Genomic DNA, 19,543 nt, shown 5'->3' on the forward strand with positions numbered 1-19,543 from the left:
TGCATCCGCTAGCTGCTACCCAAGTGAAAGTAGGAACAAATTGGGTAAGTTAACCCTAGCCCTAGAGAACCGGCTTCGTTCATGATAGAAGCATATTCAAAACCGCTAGCTCCTCTATTCACGCTGGCATTTATTAGAAGAAGCCCTAGGCACCTGCCTAGGGCTTATCAGTTGTTGCATCAAGCTCAGCTGCTCGTTTTGATCAGTTGCCACAGTCGGCAGAAAGTCGAGATGCAGAGCGCTTCGGGTGCTTTAGGAGAGTTGGAGATTCAGTCGGCTAGAAATCGACACCACAATACCCTTCTTCCGCAAATCGCCTAACGCTTTGTACAGATCCCCCTCATCCAACTCCCAACGTGCAGCGTAGCTGATTCCTTCGGGCGCGCAAAAGGCAGCGACATCGATCTCAGGAGTTAGCTTTCCGGGGGAATCAATCTGCAAGGCAAAAAAGACATAATCACGTTAGCTTCGCTTCACAGAGTGTTCGCTCGTGAGGAGTTTGAGACTGCGAATCCGTAAGAGTTCGTCTCGATCCAGGAGTATCAGCGTTGAGTTTTGAAGTAATACTCATGTCGTAAATTGAGTTTCTAGAGGCAGCCAAGGTTGTATTTCCAAAATAGAACCTAATTCAAGCGGCATGTACACTGAAATTACGTACTTGAGCGCTGTTTCTTGATCTCATTAGAGGCTCGCATTAGATACTCTACCAATTGAGCCTTGCTCTTTTACTTAGCGATTAAGGAAAAAACCTGACTTCTGATACGGCAACAGAAAATTGACTAAGTGAATTAATACATATGCGAATCCAGCTTTAACCTAGGCGCTAAGTAATTCCTGAGAAAGCCCTAGTTTCCGCTTTTCAAGTCTGTTGGCGACTTTAAGTAGTAATCGTGCCAATTGTGTATCATCTAGCAACTCAATCGGGTCCTCTACTGGTCGAGGTTCTTTACCGGCTAGAAGTTCGCAGAAGTAGCGTTTCGCTCCTGGCGTAATTTGATCTGCACCGTCTAGCATTCGCTCCAGCATTTCGCAGGACGGATTCGTTTTGCCATTACGAAACTCTGAGATGTGGGTTGTGCTAACCCCTGTTACCTCAGCGAGCTTCTTTCCTGTAATTCCAAGTTGCTTGAGCGTCTGATCGAAATATTGATGCATCAGTTTAACCCAGAGCGAATATAATGGTTCAACCAAGGGAGCGTTATAACAATTCGCTTTTGACGAATCTGAAACCATTCTAATTCATGACTCTGCTATGGAAACCATCAAGCTCAAAGATTCACACAATTCAAGTTTTCGTCAACGGCTACAAGTCCTGCCAATTCAGCTTTAGAGAGTTAGCGGTATGAGCACTTATTCTAATAAAAGCCAGTGTCACGACCCATTTCCCTCCAATCTAATCGGTAAACGTCTATGTGAGACGTTCCCTTATCTGTGGAACGCGATTATTTCAACTAACGAAACTACCCCCAAGTGGCAGACGGTTGCTAAGTATCCCATACGTCCGCGCATTCTATGGCGAGAGTGGAAGGACAATTCCAAATTAATTGGCGTTCGATTCGACTCCCAGACCTCTTACGCGCTAATCGACATAGATCGTAACGGTCAGTTCCACCCCTACCAGAACCCAGAATTGCTCACTCTGATTCGAGCGGCACTGGAAACGATCGGGATTTGTCGCACCGTTCTGATTAGATCGAGTTGGTCAGAAGGCTTACACCTCTACATTCCGTTACCTCATGCCGTTCAAACGTTCGGATTGGCTCAGGCGATCAAGCAATGTTTAGAGGCGCAGGGATTGACGATCGCACAAGGGCAGCTCGAAGTTTTTCCAAACTGTAAGGCGTATGCCGTCCCCGGCACTTATACCGAGTACAACGCGCATCGACTTCCCTTACAACCGGAATCAGGATCTTGCTTACTCGATGACGATTACAACCCGCTTAGCCACGATTTAGGGCAGTTCTTCCAGCAGTGGGATATAGCAGCAGCAGGACAAGATCTCTCTGAGTTGATGAATGCGATCGCGATCGCCCGAACGAACAACCGCAATCGACGGAAGCGCCACACCACGATCGTCGAAGATTGGCTCCAAGACCTTCGGGCTGAGATTCAGGAGGGTTGGACTGACTACGGGCAAACGAATCACTTATTGAAGACGATCGCCTGTCACGGAGTCGTATTTGAAGGACTGAAAGGAGATGCCCTCGGTGAATATGTCGAACAGACTGCGGTGAACCTCCCAGGCTATGAGGAATGGTGTCAGCACCGACATGAGATCCGAATGCGATCGACAGTTTGGGCAAGGTCAGCCGAGAACTACTACTGGGCATTAGGGAGTAATCCAAAGCGATCGGGGAATGCCCACAGCGATGAAGGTGAGAAGGTTGTCCCGCTCAATGTTCTGCGTTCAGAAGACGCCCAGAGACGAATTAAGGCTGTTGTGTCTCGCTTAGAGCAGGAAGGTCAGTTTCCCTCAACTGCCACCGCTAGAGCGAAATTAATCGCTGCTGAGGGAATCAGTACCCGAACCCTCTACAACCATCTTGAACTCTGGCATCCCATTCACTATCAATCAGGATCGTGTAAAACAGTCCAGCCAGAGACAATTACAGCGATCTTTGAGGCTGATTCTGAAGATCCACCAAAATCGCTAGAACCCAGTGAGGAAAAGAGATTTTACACTGAAGGGAAAAATATGAAGGGTAGGATGGATAATTCACCTGTTCTACTCGCTCAACTTGTATTTGGTCTTGAATCCTGTGGCTCAGAGGCTCGAATACATATCGTGAAACCTCTAGAGAAGCTCAATGAAGTGAATGACAGCTAATCGAAATGTCAAAAGTCAAACGCTCACAACTCACGTTGGAAGAATTGATTCAGTGGCAGGCAGCGATCGCTGATGTCGCGACCCTTGGAATTTCCGCTATCTCTGTTCATGCCGCACCGGATCGCTGGGAGTATATGGGCATCGCGTCCACTGGAGAGAAGGTTTATCTCAACTTGGATTCAATTCAATTAGAGCCTCGGCGCGCTGGATATTTTTTCACCTATCAAATCGGCAACGATCGACCGGTGGCTTTTACAAACTGCGATGGTCAGTTTCAAGTCGCAGATCGCAATGGGATCTATGGCGGGTTTATGAAGCCTCAATCTGAGGCAATTCGTAAAATGCTAGGACGAGCTTGCACTTATCGCGCCCGTTAGCTCTCTTTGCTGAGACTAGCAATAAGCGGCAATATCTTCCCCGCATACATCAGCTAGGTAACAGAGCGCTTTGAACCGTAGTCCTACCAACTGCTCATAGAACGGGTTCAGCTTGCACATCGGCGGAATGTGGAGCAGAACATGACCGAAGAAGCAGATATCGCGTTCAAAGGGACACTGAGCCGGAATTAGGCGACAGAAGAAATGGGCAGTTTCTGAATTACGAATCTCGAACTCGTCCAATTTTTGTGCGATCGGTCGAAGGAGGGAAGCGATGAATTTGTTGGAAGTGAGGTGCAACATGATCGGTCTCCTGAATGCCTGAAAGTGAAGCGGTATGGCGTTTATCTGATACTGATTTATACGTCTGAGATCAAGCTATTATGCAATGAACTCGACTCATGATGAATTAACCAACACGCTGAATTGACAGTATTCCGAGTTGGGTAGTGACAGTCTAATGATTGGCTGACTCGTAGCTTTAACTCGTCACAAACACGAAAACCCCAGCTAAAAGCTAAGGTTTGTTTCAATCCACTCAATTGCTCAACGTCAATTGAAATCCCAGAAGCTGAGGAGAGACAGCTTCTAGAAACCTTTAGCTTGCAGCCAGCGCCATCAAAAATGTGAAGGTAATTAGCAGAACAGCGATCGCGCCTTGTGCAGCGTAACGTTGTTGCTGCTCAGAGGAAGGAAATTCAGCAAAGTACATCGTAGGTTCCGAAGCGTAGTTGTTGAGGATTCCGTCTTCATTCCGGGTGGTATACATTGCAGGTTCTCCGAGGGGATAATTTGTTGCGTTATGTAAATTAATATAACAGTATCGTTACAAATAGTCAACAAAATCCAGTTTTTCTGATATAGAGATTCGTTCTCCCTGTGATAAGTGTTGCTGACCTATCTTGAGAGAGCAATATTTGCAATGTGTCCCTTGCGATCGCACCATGTACGAGACGGACTCACTCGCAACGAATTAGTTGAGCGCTCCGGTCTCACTCGTCCTTCGTGCCGCACTTTAAAGACAACAGCATCGAAGTAAACAATTGGATACACGCGGTCAAGGGTGCGATTCTGCCACAGTTTACGTTCTTCTTCAACGGCATCAGTGACTTTAGAGATTAATCCAGCGGAGACTTTCACGCCGTACAAGTCTTGCAATTGAGCTTGGATGTCGCGCACACTCATCCCGCGTGAATGGAGCGATAAAATCTTGCCATCGAACCCGTCAAATCGCGTTTGTCCTTCGGGGACGATGATTGGCGCGAGGGCACTGTTTCGGTCACGCGGAATCGCAATTTCAGCTTCGCCAAACTCGCCTTTAATCGTCTTTTTACTGTGTCCATTGCAGCGATTTTGCGGCACATCTTCTTCGACTGGCGCTTCGTGTTCTTCTTCCAAGTGGTGTTCGATTTCGGCATTCAGACAGCGTTCTACTAGGGCTGCCGTCAATTGTTTCAAGATCCCTCCTTTTCCAATTAAGTCTTCGGGATTTTGTAATTCTTCAGCAATTCATCGAGTAATTCAGGTCGAAAGGCCATAATCGTTGTGTTTTTGGTTCAGTGGTTATTAGATCAAACTTTTGAACCTTTGACACTGATTTAAGAAGAGACGCTTTAAAGCCTCGCTTCAATACTGCATAAACTGCCAAATGCATACATGTTAAACCTCGTCAGCCTAGGTTCAAAACAGATTCTACTGGGCTGTAAATCTAACTAGCCTATAGGAGACATGCAAATGAAGCGTAGAGCGTTGATCGCAACTGCTAGCTTAACAATGGCACTGAGTTCCCTGCCAATGCTCGGTTCACCTTCCTATGCGGAGACTGTTAACATTCCCGTTCCCAAAGCAGCTGTTGCTACTGCATTTAACGCGGCATTCAGCTCAACGAAGGTTCGTCTGCACAAAGACGAAAGCTATATCTTGCTGCCGAATGGACAGAAAAAGCCGCTCGACACTCCTGATCCAATCTATGTATTCGACTTTCCAGGGATCAACCGGAACATTGAGTATTCCCTTAACGACATGAACACACACTCCATCCAAGCGACAGTCAATGGCAACCGGATCAATACCGATGTGTTTTTTGAAAACCAGGGTGAGGAAATTAAAGCGAGATGCCGTCGCAAACTGTTTGGGAAGTGGGGTGACTGTTCGCTGGATATGGAACGAGATCTTCATCTAGATAATTCAAGTCTTTCGCTCTCTCTCGTACCTGCTGCTTACAAGGGTTCGATCGCTTTCACGGATCTGAGCACCAAGTTTAAAACCGATGTCAGGATTGCGAACAAGACCTGTAATACCGTCCTACCTCCTGTTAAACAAATCTGTGAAGCGATCGAAGGCAAGATCAAAAAAACGATGACACCCCAGATTGAACAAAAGGTAGCTAACTCCTTCAATGAGCTGAAACCAGAAATTGCAGACAAGGTGCGAAATGCGGCCGGTATTCGTAACCTCATCAATCCAGCATGGAAGGTTACTAAAGTTACCAGTGAGGGCAACAACTTTATCGTGACGGTGGAGCGTCCCGATCAGATTGATGGCTCTTCAGTCAAGGACTTGTCACTTAGGCCAATTCAGACACAGTTTACTTCAACCTGCCCAGCAAAAGTGAAGCTTGATGCAACTATTCAGATGAAGCATACAGTAGCGGGTACAGGATTTCTGACTTATGAGAACGGACAAAAATCCAATACCTTTAACTGGAACGCTAAGAAGGGAGAAGCCGTAACCTCGAGTGTGACTCGAACCTTTGAGGGTAGCCCAGGAACGACAAGTAATGGTTCGGCCGTGATGCAAATTCAGTGGAAAGGCAGTGACGGCAAGACCTACGAGAAAACATCGAATAAGGCAACCTTCTCGGTTAAATGCACACAATCTGCTTCTGATAAGATCAAATTATAAGCCTAGAACGGAGTATGATTGAGCCTTAAGCGCGGAATAAAAGCTTGCAAAGTGAGAGTAGGGAAGGGTTTCATGAAAAGGCTTAATCAGTGTATGGAACCCAATTCCTTAAATTATTGCACTGCGTTGCATCAGCCCTAGTGGGGCTGGGCAAACATAGCGTCTGAACCGGATGGTCGATTTCCATGTTAAGTTTGAGCTGCTCGATTAAAGCTCAATCTAGATTTGTTTAACTGCGCTTGATCGCAGCAATCCAAGCCCAAGCCCTCGTTCTCCCGTTGCATATGTGACAGTTGACGGACGAGGGAATGCAGATTCGTAAATATAACCAGATAGCAATTTAGTCCAAATTTAGTCCATGTATGGAATGACCCAGTTCAAAGCGTTTCAATTCTCCTCATCTTCTGAGGTCTGACTTGCAATTTTAGACAGTTTTGTGTCAATCTCCATTTCGAGTTGCTCACTCGATGGAAGGTTTTGCCTTAATTGATCTGGTAGCTGGTGCGTCGAAACTGCGATCGGCGTACTTAGATTTCTGAGGGCATACTCTACCGTTGTTTTTCGCTTCGACTTGCATAGAATAATCCCGATTGTGGGCTGGTCATCTTCATGCCGGAGCAAATCATCGATCGCTGACACGTAGAAATTGAGCTTGCCTGAAAACTCTGGCTCAAACTCCACCATCTTGAGTTCTAGAACAACATAACAGCGCAGTCGAACATGATAAAACAACAAGTCCAACCTGTACTCTTTTCCATCCACCGTGATTGGGTATTGGCTTCCCATGAAAGCGAACCCCATACCTAGTTCTAGAAGAAAGTCTCGAATGTGATTGACAAGAGCGTTTTCAAGATCTCGCTCCTGAGCATCTTTCCCTAATGTCAAAAACGAAAAATTGTAGGGGTCTTTGATTAAATCCTTTGCCAAATCAGATTGAGGTTTTGGCAGCGTGAAATCGAAATTAGTGATCGCTCCGCCTAGCCGCTTATGCAGCCCGCTCTCAATCTGGTACGCCAAAACTGTCCGGCTCCAACCATTCTCGATCGCTTGCTGCGCATACCAAATTCGTTCATCTGGATTTTTCAAGCTGTCCAGCAGTCGAATCAAATGCCCCCACGGCAATTTGTGCAACAGCTGCTGCACAATTTCAACATTTGGGTAGGCTTCTGCGAAAGCTCTCATATACTTGAGATTTCGAGCCGAAAATCCCTGGACATCAGGAAATTCACGCCGCAAATCCTTTGCAAGCCGCTCTACAACTTTTGTACCCCAGCCCTCTCGCTCCTGCCTTTCCAGGATTTCTTTACCCAGCTGCCAATACAGCAAAATTGCCTCCCGGTTGAGAGCTGTTGCAGCCGACACTTGAGCACACCGAATCTGCTCCTTCAACTGATTCAGGAAAGCATCATAGTCTTGGGGAAAGAGCGAGGATTGTTTGGTCACGATTGATATTGACGCTCTTTAAAACAACTTTAGGCTTCTAAGTTCTCAGTTCCGATTAACTCATCAAGTTGAGAAAGCAATTTTTCCAATTTAGCCCGTTTTTTGGGATCTTCCCAGATTGCCGATTTCTTCAGTCGTTGCCCAATTTGAGCATAGCGCTGAGTGTAGTTAATTTCTGCGGTTTCTCCTTGAGTTTTCGTCAATTCCTGAATCTTCTGCTTAATTTCACTCAAACTCAAATTCTTTGTTGTCGCTAACTTAAGTAAGGATTTACGCTCGCGCTCATCTTTAACTCGTGATATCGCACGAGCCTTCGTAAATTCAAGCTCTCCTTCTCGCAGTGCTTTCAACACCTCTGCCGGTAGATTGAGTAACGGCAAACGGCTGCTTCGGAACGATTCAGCATTAAATCGTCCGATTTCTGCAAGAACTGATTCAATCATCTCAAGCTGGAGGGAAACGTTTCCCTCCAGTTCCTGACCACGATTTTTTGCATGATTCGCGCGATTTAAAACTGAGGCTACATCTTCAGGACTCCCTTCGATTTGAATAGCCAGTAGCTCTAAAATGGCTTCAGTCTCTTCTACAGGATTAAGGTCCTCCCGCTGTAGATTCTCAATCAGTGATACTCGAAGAGCTTGTTGATCATCGAACTCCCTAATAACAACGGGGACATCATGAAGTTGAATTTCTTGAGCAGCACGATAGCGGCGTTCACCTGCAATTAACTCATACCCTCCGCTCTCTAAAGGACGCACTAAGAGCGGCTCCAAAATGCCATACTCGCGAATAGATTGGACAAGTTGCGCCTGCTTCCGTGGATCAAAATAGCGCCGAGGCTGTTTAGCTGGAAGGTGAATTTGTCCAAGAGATACGACTTGGGATGATTGAATGCCTTCAGGATTCTCAATGAATTTCTGGGCGATTGATGCTGATAATCCCTGCGCCAGCGATTGTCTTGATTTAGCCATCTAACACCTCCAATGCCTTCTTAAAGAGTTGCTCTAATTCACGCCGAGCAATTCCAGCAGTCGAACCCGTCAAATCAAATGCAGTTGAGTTCTGCCCAAAGCAGTCGGCTAGAATTTGACGCTGATGAATCACTGTATCTAAAACCGTGACTCCTGGCATTAACCGCAACACCTCGATCGCTTCATCCTTTAACTTGGTTCCTTTCACCGCTCGATTCACGAACATAACTGCTTTGGGGTCACCTCGACGGATCCTTTGAGCCTGATGAATCAAGCGAACCGTATCCGATGCGCTTTCCAAGTCAACCCCAGTTGGTTGACAAGGCACGATCGCTAGGTCAGCCACTAGAATCACAGCTCTCGTCGTCTCAGATAACGCCGCTGGACCATCTACAATTACCCATGAATAAGCCTCACTTAACTTAGGTAATTCATCCAGGAGTTCGTCAGGGGCTTGAATAATTTTGCAAGGAATTTCTTTCTTTAGTCGAGCAAGCCACTTTGAAGATGAGCATTGGGCGTCAGCATCAACGACCAGAACCGTTTCTTTTTTTTTCTGCAACCAGCGGGCAAGGTGTACTGCAACGGTCGATTTACCTGATCCGCCTTTCTGATTAATAATTGAGACGATCGGCATAAGTCGAATTGAAATGACACAGAAAAGTGTATGACAAATTCGCACTGATGCCATTTATTTTGTGCTGCTTTGACCTGGTAGGGAAGGGTTACAAGAGATTGATCTGCGATGGCACTGATTCTACTCAATCAGGTTGCCTTCGCGGTGTTAGAAGCTGTGATGCGGGACATATTGATTTGAACCATGTACCCCCTGTCAAAAAAGGAAAAGGGCGGAATGTCCGTATAGCTTCAGCCCCAGCAACCTCACCTCAAGAAAAGAGTGCGCCGCACTCTTTTCTTGAGGTGAGGTTTTACATCCCAGATCTAAACTGCGTGACTGCTTCGGTGTAGCGAATGGGCAGCACATACTCCAGGTTCTCATTGGGGCGCGCAATGATGTGAGTTGACAGCACAGAGCCGCCATTAACCCGCTTGATTGACTCAATGCCCGCGGCGATCGAAGCCTGAACTTCGGAAACATTGCCCCGGACGACGACGGTAACTCGACCACTGCCGATTTTTTCGTAGCCGACTAAGGTAACTTGAGCCGCTTTCACCATGGCGTCCGCCGCTTCAACAACCGCCGGGAAGCCCAGGGTTTCAATCATTCCAACAGCAATTGTCATAAAGATATGTCTAACCTTTTTGATGGTTTTGATGGTTGATAGACACCTAGGTATCTGTCATTGATTTCATTTGAACGAATCTGCCTGATGGGTTGATACGGTGCCCAACCCATACTCATCAGGTGTCCTTTGTTGCCTGTTTTATAGAATGCCGCGCCTGTTAACTAAGTACGGTGGTAGTAGCTCTAAGAACTAAATACTACAACCTTTGCACTCAATAGCGTTGCACAGCACTATCAATAAAATCCAGGATACGGTGTCAAATAAAATCTTGATTTCTCAAAAGTGTATCTAACATTAAGTGTAACGCTGTTTACAGTTCCAGCTCATAAATCTGGGCAATCTCCTCGGCTTGAATTCCCAGATACGCCAACGTCTGCTGCTGTGTGGCATGTCCAAAGGCTTCCATCAGCAGCGGAATGGCAGTCCCACGCTCTAGTCGCTGCCAAATCCAGAGCGAGTTGTCCTGGAAGCGACCGGACGATTAGAGCGACTCGCCCTGTGTGAATTAGCGGCGGCTGGATTTACGGTTGCTTTAGCGAATCCACAACGAGTGCGATCGTATGCCAAAGCTCTGGGCAAAGCCAAGATAGATCGCCTAGATGCTCAAGTATTAGCACGATTTGGAGAAGCGACTCAACTCGTGCCCTATCCGGTTCCTGAAGCACTCACCCTGCAACTGATGGATGTGGTCGATCGGCGACGGCAACTCGTTGAAATCATGGTTGCTGAAAAGAATCGTCTCAGTCGAGCGAGCAGTACTGTCCGCCAAGATATCAGTGAACACATCGAACAGTTATAAGAGCGGATTAACGCTTTGTCTGAACAACTGCAACACTTAATGCAACGCTCGGGTGAATGGAAACGCAAACGGCAACTGCTCCTCTCTCTGTGCGGTGTCGGTGAACTGACCACGGCTGTTCTATTAGCAGAACTGCCTGAGCTCGGAACGATGTCTCATACCAAATTGATTTTTGAGTGCGACAGATCCTTCGCCCCCTAAATCCCCCACGCGTGGGGGACTTCAAGCCAAATCTGTTTCGGATTCTCAAAGTCCCCCAGTATGGGGGATTTAGGGGGCTTCCAAGATCTGTCGCATTAATAAATTGATTCGGTATCACAAGAAGATAGCTCGTCTAGTTGGGGTTGCTCCAGTCAATCGAGACAGCGGTCAACACCGAGGCACTCGTCGCATTCAAGGCGGACGGGCTTCGGTGCGTTCTGCCTTGTTTATGGCTTGACATTTAAGATAATCGCTAGAACACAACCGATGTCATAGGGACGTTGATAGTCTTGCCTTTCTCAAAAGAAATTTAAGAGCCGTATCCTCTCTCGAAATAATGTCAGCGGTAGCTTCCATACCGGGTTGAATGAGGGATTGATGCCCGTCTTTCACAAAATAAGGTTGGTCTACCTGAATGGCTACTTCATAAAATGCACCTGTGCCACCAGCACTACTCGCTAAATTGTAGATAGGCGTAGAAGGATTGCCGTTAGCACTGCTAGGTTGAGAAAGCGTAGCATCAGGTGCAATGGCTCGAACAGCACCCTTGAGAATGCCATAATCAGGATAGGGATAGGCAGAAAATCGCAAGTGAACACGACCCGTTTTACAGTCCGCAGCCCGTTCTTCTTGGCAGAGCTGAATTTTACTAATGTCTTGCGCTGCCACGCGAGCTTTCATAATCATAGAGGCGTGACTGGGAGCGATTTGTGCGATCACTTCTCCAGAGCTGACAACCTGACTAGGATTACGTAAGTTTAACTTGAGAATTGTGCCAGAGATAGGTGCAAGGATGGCTGCTTTCTTGAGTTCAACCTCGGTTTGCTGCAACTCTGTGCGATCTCGATCGATCTGATTCTGCATCTCAACCTGACGTTGGAGTAGCGTTTTTCGTTCTTTATCCAAACTCGCAAGGGTGGCTAATCCTCTAGCCCTTTCCTGGTCAATGCGTTCGGCAGCAATGGTAACAGTTGCCATACTTGGATTAAGAGCAGCTTTTGCACGCTTTAGGCGAGCTTGAGCCGCTTTGAAAGCTTGTTCTTTTTCCTTAATTTGCAGTTGAGAAATTGCGCCTGTGCTGCCTAACTGTTGATAGCGGCTTGTCTCTTCTCGCGCTAACTCCAAAGCAGCTTCGGCTTCTTGAACCCCTGTCTCGATCGTAACTCGTCGTTCTGCATATTCGCGCTGATTGAGACTGAGATCAGCTTGGGCAGAGACAACGGCTCGGTTTAGCAAGTCTGATTCTGCGGATTGCTGATTGTTAATTGCTTCGAGCTGAGCAGCAATTTGAGCGAGTTGCTGTTGATTTTGTTGGATGTTTCCCTGCAATTGGCTCTTTTGAGTTTGAAGGCGCGAATTATCAAGGTAGGCAATGACATCGCCCTGTTTAACAACTTGATTTTCTTTGACTGCAATCTCTTTGATACTTCCCTCCATTGCAGCCTGAACAATGCGGAGTTCACCGGAGGGTCGAACGATGGCAGGGGCCTTAACCGTGATGTTGTACTTCGTGACTGAAGCAAGAGCAAAGGTTACGCCAACAGCCCCGATCAGAAACAGCCCACTCAGCCTAGTCAGCAGGCCGATCGAGGGAAGAAATTCATCACTTTGAACTGGACGGAGGGAATCTGAGTCAGAGCGAACTAGCATAATCGATGAACCTAAAACTCAGGTTTCTTTAATTAACAATGGCTCGGTATAGCAAAATTATATGCAATCAAAATGTTAGCTGAAACACTTTATAAAGAGGGTTGTGCTTTTGGAATAATTTGGAATGATATTGAGGCAAAACACGGAAAGTTGAGCGGTGATTAGGTGATTCGTAACCTCTATGTAGCTAACCCAAATTACTCCCAAATTCAGTGACCTAAAGTGGGAGAACAATCATTCATTAGTATCTTATATACATGATGGTTTAATCTATATTTGTATGAATAGATTTTAGATACTAAGCGCGAATGGATTGATTGCGTATATATGCCGGAAAATACCCGATTAATTAAAATTCAATGTATCAGATAATTCCTACTCACAAAGCTTTACTGGTAGAGCCGCAGATTATACTGATTTTAGTATATTAATTTACATAGAACTAAGACTTGATAGAAAAATCACTTGCTTCTAAAAACTGTAGAGATAGTTATATTGCTTGCTCTGCATTGGCTTGCAATTAGAATTAGAGTTTTTTGGGGGAATAAAATTGTTAGATTTAATACATGCGGTTTACATTGGATCATGATTTTCTGCAATGTTTTTTAAAGAAGAAAGTATTGCTTTAAACTAAGAACTTATTAACTATGGAATTAGATCGATTGAGATCTAAGAAGTTGAATTTCCGTTACTTTACTTGCATCTCCGCTAGATTGTTTTGATTGAGTTGACGAATATCCAAGAAACTAGATATTCGTTCATTTGCAGGCAAGTATTTAAGTCACTTTTGAATAGGCCTAAAGAATCTTAGGTGACTGATCAGGCTGTCTAGTTAAAGCTTTATTGTTCAACAAAGTTCTTGCTGACAATAAATGCTGTGACCAGAGAAGCTTTATTTGACATGGCTTAAGCTATGCCATTAAAGCTTTTAGACTGTCCTAGCTAGACTTGAATACTTACTTCACAGGAAACACATCTTTAAACATTTACCGCTGCGTGCGGTAAGGAGGTTCATATGTCTACTTTCGATATCATTCGTGCATGGAAGGATGAAGATTACCGGCTCAGCCTGACCGATGCTCAACGTGCCATGCTGCCTGATTCTCCAGTCGGACTCGTTGAATTGTCGGATGCTGATATGGGCATGCTTGCAGGGGGAACGGGTTACCCTAGCACCTGTGATCCGTGTTGTTGCGAACCACCATCCAAGAATAATGGCAGCAACGGAAACGGCGTTGCCCATGGTTGCCGGGGCAAACAGGGCAAACGGTAAGTCAGCAAAAGTGCTGATGGGATTAATACTAAGTCACTACAGCAAATTGTCTAGGCCTTCGCACCAATTACTGTAGTTGATTAGTGCGTCAGAATGGGGGGTCACAGTGCCCCCCATCACTGCTGCTAGTAGCGCATCTATGAATAAACTCCGCGCGATCGCATCGTGTTTGAGGAGGTTAATGCTATGAATCCACCAGAATTTCAAGCGTCTGCCTGGTACCAGGCGCTCACATTGACAGAACGTATTGCATCACTGCGTGCAGTGCAGGGTAAGACACCGAACGTTGAGGTAAACGCTGATCTGGCTGAGCGACGGATGCAACGCTGGCGATCGCAAGTCCCATTCACGACAAGCTCTCATTTTGAGCAGCGTCTAGCGATCGATGACATTACTGAGGATGAATTTCGAAAACTTCTTGGCGAATCGATTGAGTCTGTACGAGATCGCTTGTCTGAACCGCCAGCATGGTTAGCAGAGCTTACTCAGGCATTTTCTCGTCCCGCTGGCTCAAATACTCTTTCTTTACCAGAAGAACTGAAAGATTACGAGATGGCTGGTTTTTTAAGCGCAATTGAACCGCTCATTAGCAAGGGCCGGGAGCAATTGCATGAAGGAATAAAAACGCTGCAGTCGATGCGCTCCAACCTGCCTTTCGATCCTAGTACGGTTGAAGTAGTACTTTTTGCCAGTCTACCAGGGCGGTTGCTGTGGATGTTGAGCCGTACGATGGTACTGGAACTCAACATCGCCCGCCTGCAAGGACTTCTACAGGGTGACACAGCCGAGGACAGATTCCAGAGCTTTTTACAGCGCTTGCAGGAGCGAGATATAGCAATTACCCTCCTCCAAGAGTATCCAGTCTTGGCTCGGCAACTAAAGATTTGCATTGATAACTGGGCCATTTTTAGTCTGGAGTTTCTACATCACGTGTGCGCAGATTGGGAGGCTATCCGCACTACTTTCAGCCTAGAAAACGATCCGGGTGTGCTGATGCAGGTACACAGTGGTTTAGGCGATCGACATCGGGGCGGACGAGAGGTGCTCATTGCAGAGTTCACCTCTGGCTTTCAGGTACTCTACAAGCCGAAATCTCTGGCCGTCGATGTGCATTTTCAAGAACTCTTAACCTGGATCAATCAGCGAGGCGACCACCCGTCATTCCGAACTCTAAAAATCTTAGATCGTGGTGCCTACGGTTGGGTCGAATTTGTTGCTGCCCAAGGCTGCACCTCTGCAGACGAGATTCAGCGTTTCTACGAGCGCCAAGGCGGCTATCTAGCGCTGCTGTATGCAATAGGAGCGACGGATTTCCACTGTGAAAACTTGATTGCGGCAGGTGAGGATTCCGTCTTAGTTGACCTGGAATCGCTCTTCCACCCGCGCCCTGAAGCAATCAAGACCACACAAATCAGCCAGCTTGCAATCAATACGATGGAGTACTCGGTTTTAGGAGTAGGATTACTACCTGAGCGGAGCTGGTCAAACGCTGAGCATGAGGGCATCGATCTTAGTGGACTAGGTGGAAAAGAGGGTCAGCTCAGCCCCCATCGCCTCCCATACTGGGAAGGAACAGGTACGGATGAGATGCGACTTAAGCGTGAGCGGATGGTGATACCGGGGAGCCAGAATCGACCAACCCTTAACGGCATCGATGTTAATGTCCTTGACTATACGGAAGCGCTTGTCTCTGGATTCACTGCGATTTATCGGTTACTGCTGAAACATCGGGATGAATTGTTGTCAGGGAACGGTCCCTTAGCGCGCTTTGCTGAGGATGAAGTGCGGATTATCGTTCGTGCAACAGGAGGCTACCTTCGGTTGCTGGATGATAGCTTTCATCCCGACCTGCTACGCAGCGCCCTTGACCGCGATCGCTTTTTTGATCGGCTTTGGATCGGAATCGAGAATAGCCCCTATCTGGTTAAGGTGATTCCGGCTGAGCGCGAAGACCTGCAAAAGGGCGACGTTCCGATGTTCACCACGCGCCCCAGTTCCCATGATATTTGGAGTAGTTCTGACGAGCGAATTGCTAATTTCTTTGCTCAATCAGGACTAGAGCTTGCTCAGAATCGACTGCAGCAACTGAGTGATCAGGATTTGCAAAGGCAAACTTGGTTTATTCGCGCTTCTTTGACAACGGTCTCTGTGGGCGTGACTCAAGTGCAATGGCAAACCTACCAACTGACTGAACCAGAAACAATTGCAGATCGCGAGCAACTGCTCCTAGCTGCTCAAGCTATCGGGGATCGACTGGAAACAATAGCGCTGCGTAGTGAGGACTGTGCTACTTGGCTTGGTCTGGTATTCCAAAAAGAACGTTACTGGTGTCTCTCACCATTGGCCTTAGATCTTTACGATGGTGTGGCAGGGGTGGCCCTGTTCTTAGCCTATTTGGGTGCTATCACCCAAGAATTGCGTTACCGCAAACTGGCACGGGCTGCGTTATCGACAATGCAGCGTCAAATGGAGCGCCATAAATCATCCATCAATTGGATTGGTGCTTTCCAGGGCTGTGGCGGAGTGATCTACACGCTAGCCCACTTGGGTGTACTGTGGAATGACCCAGCACTGTTGGCTGAAGCCGAGGCAATTGTTGAGCTTTTACCGCCTCTGATTGAGAAAGATAAACAAATTGATATCGTTAGTGGCGCGGCTGGGTGCATTGGCAGTTTGATCAGCCTGTATAACTGCATTCCATCCGAGCGGACACTGGCTGCTGCGATCCAATGTGGCGATTATCTCATTGCCCGTGCTCAGCCGATGAAGCAAGGCATCGGTTGGGTTGTACCGGATGCCGGAGAGACACCATTAACTGGTTTCTCCCATGGCACAGCTGGGATAGCATGGGCACTTCTGGAACTAGCAGCATTAACTCATGAAAAGCGTTTTCGGACCGCTGCTCTGCAAGCGATAGACTATGAGCGCAGCGTCTTTTTCCCAGAAATGGAAAATTGGCCCGATCTGCGTGAGTTTGAAATAGCAGCCAATAACGGTCAGATTGATTGTATGGCCGCATGGTGCCATGGTGCGCCAGGAATTGGACTCGCTCGTTTGCGCTGTCTCCGGCACCAGGACGATCGTGAGATCAGAAATGAGATCGACACGGCACTCAAGACGACTCTGTCCAAGGGATTTGGTAGCAACCACTCCCTATGTCATGGTGATCTAGGAAATCTTGAGTTACTGTTGCAGGCAGGTGAAATCCTGAACGAGCCACAATGGAGTTTTAAAGCGAAGCAACTGGCAGCTGCGATCCTTGAAAGCATTGAGCAGCACGGTTGGTTGTGTGGAAATCCCTTGAGTGTGGAGTCCCCTGGGCTGATGACAGGGGTATCAGGCATCGGCTATGGACTCCTCCGTTTGGTAGATCCGGAGCGTGTTCCTTCAGTGCTGGTACTGGAACCCCCGAAGCTGAACTACACGGGGCAAGGGTTTAATCGTTTGAGTGTTGTAAGCGCACCTGAAACTAAGTGATGAAGTATCATAACGTTCGCCAGCACAGCGAGGAAGATTGCGGGGCCGCTTGCTTAGCTACGATCACGAAACACTACGGGCGTACTTTTACCCTCAATCGTGTTCGGGAAGCAGTCGGTACCGGCCAACTTGGTACCACTATGCTGGGGCTAAAACGGGGAGCAGAAGCGCTGGGGTTAAATGTTCGTGGCGTCAAAGTGTCGCTAGAGATGATAGACAAGCGTAAAGTGCCGCTGCCCGCAATCATCCATTGGAAGGGGTATCACTGGGTTGTTCTATATGGGCAGCAGGGCAAGAAATATGTGATTGCCGATCCAGGTGTAGGAATTCGCTATCTCTCTGGCCAAGAGTTGATCGAGAACTGGAGCACTGGAGCAATACTCTTACTGGAAGTAGACTCCGCTCGCTTTTATGCTCAGTCCAACGAGAAAATCAGCGGCTTTGGGCGGTTTTTCAAGCGCCTATGGCCCTACCGTGCCATTCTCATCCAGGCACTGCTTAGCGCTCAGGTGGTCGGTCTTCTGTCTTTAACCTACCCTTTCCTGATCCAGATTCTGACCGATGAAGTGCTGGTGCAAGGGGATACCCGACTGCTAATTGCTGTGATGGTGGCAGTCGTAGTAATGAGCTTGGTTAGCAGTAGCATAGAATTCGTTCAATATAACTTGATTGCTCATTTTGCTCAACGATTAGAGCTTGGATTGGTTCTCGAATTTAGCCGTCAAATCCTGCGCTTGCCTCTGACTTACTATGAATCCCGTCGCAGTGGTGAGATTGTCAGCCGACTCCGAGATATTCAACAAGTGAATCAACTTGTCTCCCAGGCTATTGTTAGTTTACCGAGCCAGTTGTTCATTGCATTAATTTCCCTAGGCTTCATGTTGTTTTACAGCGGAAAGCTGACCTTAGTTGCCGTTGGTGTTGCTGTGTTAATGGCCCTATCGGTTATTGCGTTTCTGCCAGCTCTTCAACACAAGGTTCGTAGTGTCTTGGTCTTGGAAACAGAAACCCAGGGTGTTTTGGTAGAAACATTTAAAGGAGCATTAACCTTCAAAACAGCAGCCGCTGCTCCTCAACTGTGGGATGAATTTCAAAATCGTTTTGGCCGCTTAGCGCATCAGAATTTTCGCACAATTCAGATTGATATTATCAACAACATCTTTTCCAGATTTATTTCTGGGGTTGGCAGAGTTGGTTTGTTGGGGTATGGCAGCTTATTAGTAATTAGGAACGAACTCAGTATTGGGCAATTGTTTGCCTTTAGTGCCATGAACGCTAACTTCTTAGCGTTCATTGGTACGGTGATTGGATTTGTTGATGAATACACCCGTGTGAAAACAGCGACTCAACGTCTAGCAGAAATTATAGACTCTACCCCAGAAACTCAAGACGATGCACAAAAGCCATCTGCTCAGATTCCGGGCGATGCTGATATCAATCTCACCCAGGTTAATTTCCACTACTCGGGTCGAGTTGAATTGCTGGAAGATTTTTCTGTTATGCTGCCCGGTGGTCAAGTGATTGCCTTGATTGGTGAATCGGGGTGTGGTAAGAGCACCCTCGCTAAACTGATCGCAGGTCTTTACCAACCTCAATCCGGTAATATCCGTATTGGCATTTATAACTTGCAGGACCTTACCTTAGATGGTCTTCGGCAGCAGATTGTTTTGATTCCGCAAGATGCTCATTTTTGGAGTCGATCGATTCTCGAGAACTTCCGCTTAAGTGCTCCCCACGCAACGTTTGAGCAAATTGTGCAGGCGTGCCGAATTGCTGAGGCTGATGAATTTATCAGTAAACTACCTGACAAATATCAAACCGTTTTAGGCGAGTTTGGCGCAAATATTTCGGGTGGGCAACGCCAGAAACTTGCGATCGCGAGAGCGATGGTCACTGAACCACCCATTCTTATCTTGGATGAATCAACAGCTAACCTTGATCCAGTCAGTGAAGCAAGGCTTCTAGATGGTTTACTAACTCACCGTCAAGGTAAAACCACTATTTTGATTAGTCACCGTCCTAGAGTTATCAATCGAGCTGACTGGATCGTGCTCTTGGAGCAAGGCAAGTTAAAACTTCAAGGGTCTCTAGAAAGTTTACACTCCAGTTCAGGAAGCCACTTAAGTTTTCTAACTCCTTGAAAAAGTCTGTCAGAACAGCATTGCTAAAGTTGGCGGAAATTGCACTTCGCTGTGCCGATTTTGCCCTTGAATATGAAGCATCGGGTTGGCTCGTCGAAACCACTGTTTCAAGGTAGATCATTTGTGCTTTTTCTGTGAGTTTTCACACAGTCTGCCCGATCGCAGAAGTCCCGGGACTAGAACTCATGCATCCGCTAGCTGCTACCCAAGTGAAAGTAGGAACAAATTGGGTA

At 46.9% G+C, this 19,543-nt stretch carries 16 protein-coding genes and 2 pseudogenes; 8 read left to right on the forward strand and 10 right to left on the reverse strand.

Annotation, left to right across the window (positions count from 1 at the left end; translation table 11 throughout):
• Positions 1-252: 252 nt before the first annotated feature.
• Positions 253-441, reverse strand: a complete 189-nt coding sequence (locus NC981_RS24380; protein ID WP_348245407.1) for a hypothetical protein — start codon at positions 439-441, stop codon at positions 253-255.
• 375 nt (positions 442-816) lie between these two features.
• On the reverse strand, positions 817-1,155 hold the full coding sequence (locus tag NC981_RS24385; protein ID WP_348245408.1) for a helix-turn-helix transcriptional regulator: 339 nt from the start codon (positions 1,153-1,155) through the stop codon (positions 817-819).
• A gap of 187 nt (positions 1,156-1,342) precedes the next feature.
• Here NC981_RS24385 and NC981_RS24390 point away from each other — a divergent pair, with 187 nt between their 5' ends.
• Together NC981_RS24390 and NC981_RS24395 are read left to right on the forward strand one after the other, a co-directional pair.
• A complete protein-coding gene (locus tag NC981_RS24390) occupies positions 1,343-2,827 on the forward strand; it encodes a hypothetical protein (protein WP_348245409.1) in 1,485 nt (494 codons plus the stop codon).
• Between the two features lie 5 nt (positions 2,828-2,832).
• Entirely contained in the window at positions 2,833-3,204 is a 372-nt protein-coding gene (locus tag NC981_RS24395; RefSeq protein ID WP_348245410.1) for a hypothetical protein, read from the forward strand.
• A 15-nt stretch (positions 3,205-3,219) separates the two neighbouring features.
• Here the strand turns inward: NC981_RS24395 and NC981_RS24400 are convergent, their stop codons facing one another.
• The 3 genes and pseudogenes from NC981_RS24400 to NC981_RS24410 all read right to left on the reverse strand — a co-directional run.
• On the reverse strand, positions 3,220-3,507 hold the full coding sequence (locus NC981_RS24400; RefSeq protein WP_348245411.1) for a Mo-dependent nitrogenase C-terminal domain-containing protein: 288 nt from the start codon (positions 3,505-3,507) through the stop codon (positions 3,220-3,222).
• A 295-nt stretch (positions 3,508-3,802) separates the two neighbouring features.
• Complete coding sequence (locus tag NC981_RS24405) at positions 3,803-3,973, reverse strand: ssl1498 family light-harvesting-like protein (protein WP_190375032.1); 171 nt, start codon at positions 3,971-3,973, stop codon at positions 3,803-3,805.
• A 221-nt stretch (positions 3,974-4,194) separates the two neighbouring features.
• A pseudogene (locus tag NC981_RS24410) lies at positions 4,195-4,742 on the reverse strand (transposase); the annotation flags it as partial.
• A gap of 196 nt (positions 4,743-4,938) precedes the next feature.
• Here NC981_RS24410 and NC981_RS24415 point away from each other — a divergent pair.
• A complete protein-coding gene (locus NC981_RS24415; RefSeq protein WP_348245412.1) occupies positions 4,939-6,108 on the forward strand; it encodes a hypothetical protein in 1,170 nt (389 codons plus the stop codon).
• Positions 6,109-6,495: 387 nt separating this feature from the next.
• Here the strand turns inward: NC981_RS24415 and NC981_RS24420 are convergent, their stop codons facing one another.
• The 4 genes from NC981_RS24420 to NC981_RS24435 form a co-directional block, all read right to left on the reverse strand.
• Complete coding sequence (locus NC981_RS24420) at positions 6,496-7,551, reverse strand: PDDEXK nuclease domain-containing protein (protein WP_348245413.1); 1,056 nt, start codon at positions 7,549-7,551, stop codon at positions 6,496-6,498.
• A gap of 29 nt (positions 7,552-7,580) precedes the next feature.
• Positions 7,581-8,522 carry a ParB/RepB/Spo0J family partition protein gene (locus tag NC981_RS24425; protein ID WP_348245414.1) on the reverse strand — a complete coding sequence of 314 codons (942 nt, stop codon included), beginning with the start codon at positions 8,520-8,522 and terminating at the stop codon, positions 7,581-7,583.
• Entirely contained in the window at positions 8,515-9,159 is a 645-nt protein-coding gene (locus tag NC981_RS24430) for an AAA family ATPase (protein ID WP_348245415.1), read from the reverse strand. The genes NC981_RS24425 and NC981_RS24430 overlap by 8 nt, the downstream gene beginning before the upstream one ends.
• A gap of 292 nt (positions 9,160-9,451) precedes the next feature.
• A complete protein-coding gene (locus NC981_RS24435) occupies positions 9,452-9,766 on the reverse strand; it encodes a carbon dioxide-concentrating mechanism protein CcmK (protein WP_190375055.1) in 315 nt (104 codons plus the stop codon).
• A 466-nt stretch (positions 9,767-10,232) separates the two neighbouring features.
• Between NC981_RS24435 and NC981_RS24440 the strand changes: the two genes are divergently transcribed.
• Together NC981_RS24440 and NC981_RS24445 are read left to right on the forward strand one after the other, a co-directional pair.
• Complete coding sequence (locus NC981_RS24440; protein WP_348245426.1) at positions 10,233-10,568, forward strand: transposase; 336 nt, start codon at positions 10,233-10,235, stop codon at positions 10,566-10,568.
• Positions 10,569-10,887: 319 nt separating this feature from the next.
• Positions 10,888-11,004 (forward strand): annotated as a pseudogene (locus tag NC981_RS24445) (transposase); the annotation flags it as partial.
• A gap of 35 nt (positions 11,005-11,039) precedes the next feature.
• Here NC981_RS24445 and NC981_RS24450 read toward each other — a convergent pair.
• Positions 11,040-12,419, reverse strand: a complete 1,380-nt coding sequence (locus NC981_RS24450; RefSeq protein ID WP_348245416.1) for an HlyD family efflux transporter periplasmic adaptor subunit — start codon at positions 12,417-12,419, stop codon at positions 11,040-11,042.
• A 1,015-nt stretch (positions 12,420-13,434) separates the two neighbouring features.
• Between NC981_RS24450 and NC981_RS24455 the strand changes: the two genes are divergently transcribed.
• From NC981_RS24455 to NC981_RS24465, 3 genes are all read left to right on the forward strand, one after another.
• The gene (locus NC981_RS24455; protein WP_348245417.1) at positions 13,435-13,692 is read left to right on the forward strand and encodes a mersacidin/lichenicidin family type 2 lantibiotic; all 258 of its coding nucleotides are present in this window, start codon (positions 13,435-13,437) and stop codon (positions 13,690-13,692) included.
• Positions 13,693-13,878: 186 nt separating this feature from the next.
• Positions 13,879-17,169 carry a type 2 lanthipeptide synthetase LanM family protein gene (locus tag NC981_RS24460; RefSeq protein ID WP_348245418.1) on the forward strand — a complete coding sequence of 1,097 codons (3,291 nt, stop codon included), beginning with the start codon at positions 13,879-13,881 and terminating at the stop codon, positions 17,167-17,169.
• The gene (locus NC981_RS24465) at positions 17,169-19,310 is read left to right on the forward strand and encodes a peptidase domain-containing ABC transporter (RefSeq protein WP_348245419.1); all 2,142 of its coding nucleotides are present in this window, start codon (positions 17,169-17,171) and stop codon (positions 19,308-19,310) included. Before NC981_RS24460 ends, NC981_RS24465 begins: the two co-directional genes overlap by 1 nt.
• Positions 19,311-19,543: the final 233 nt, after the last annotated feature.

It is taken from the genome of Leptolyngbya sp. DQ-M1, from assembly GCF_039962505.1.
In the GTDB taxonomy this organism is placed as follows: Bacteria; Cyanobacteriota; Cyanobacteriia; order Leptolyngbyales; family Leptolyngbyaceae; genus Leptolyngbya.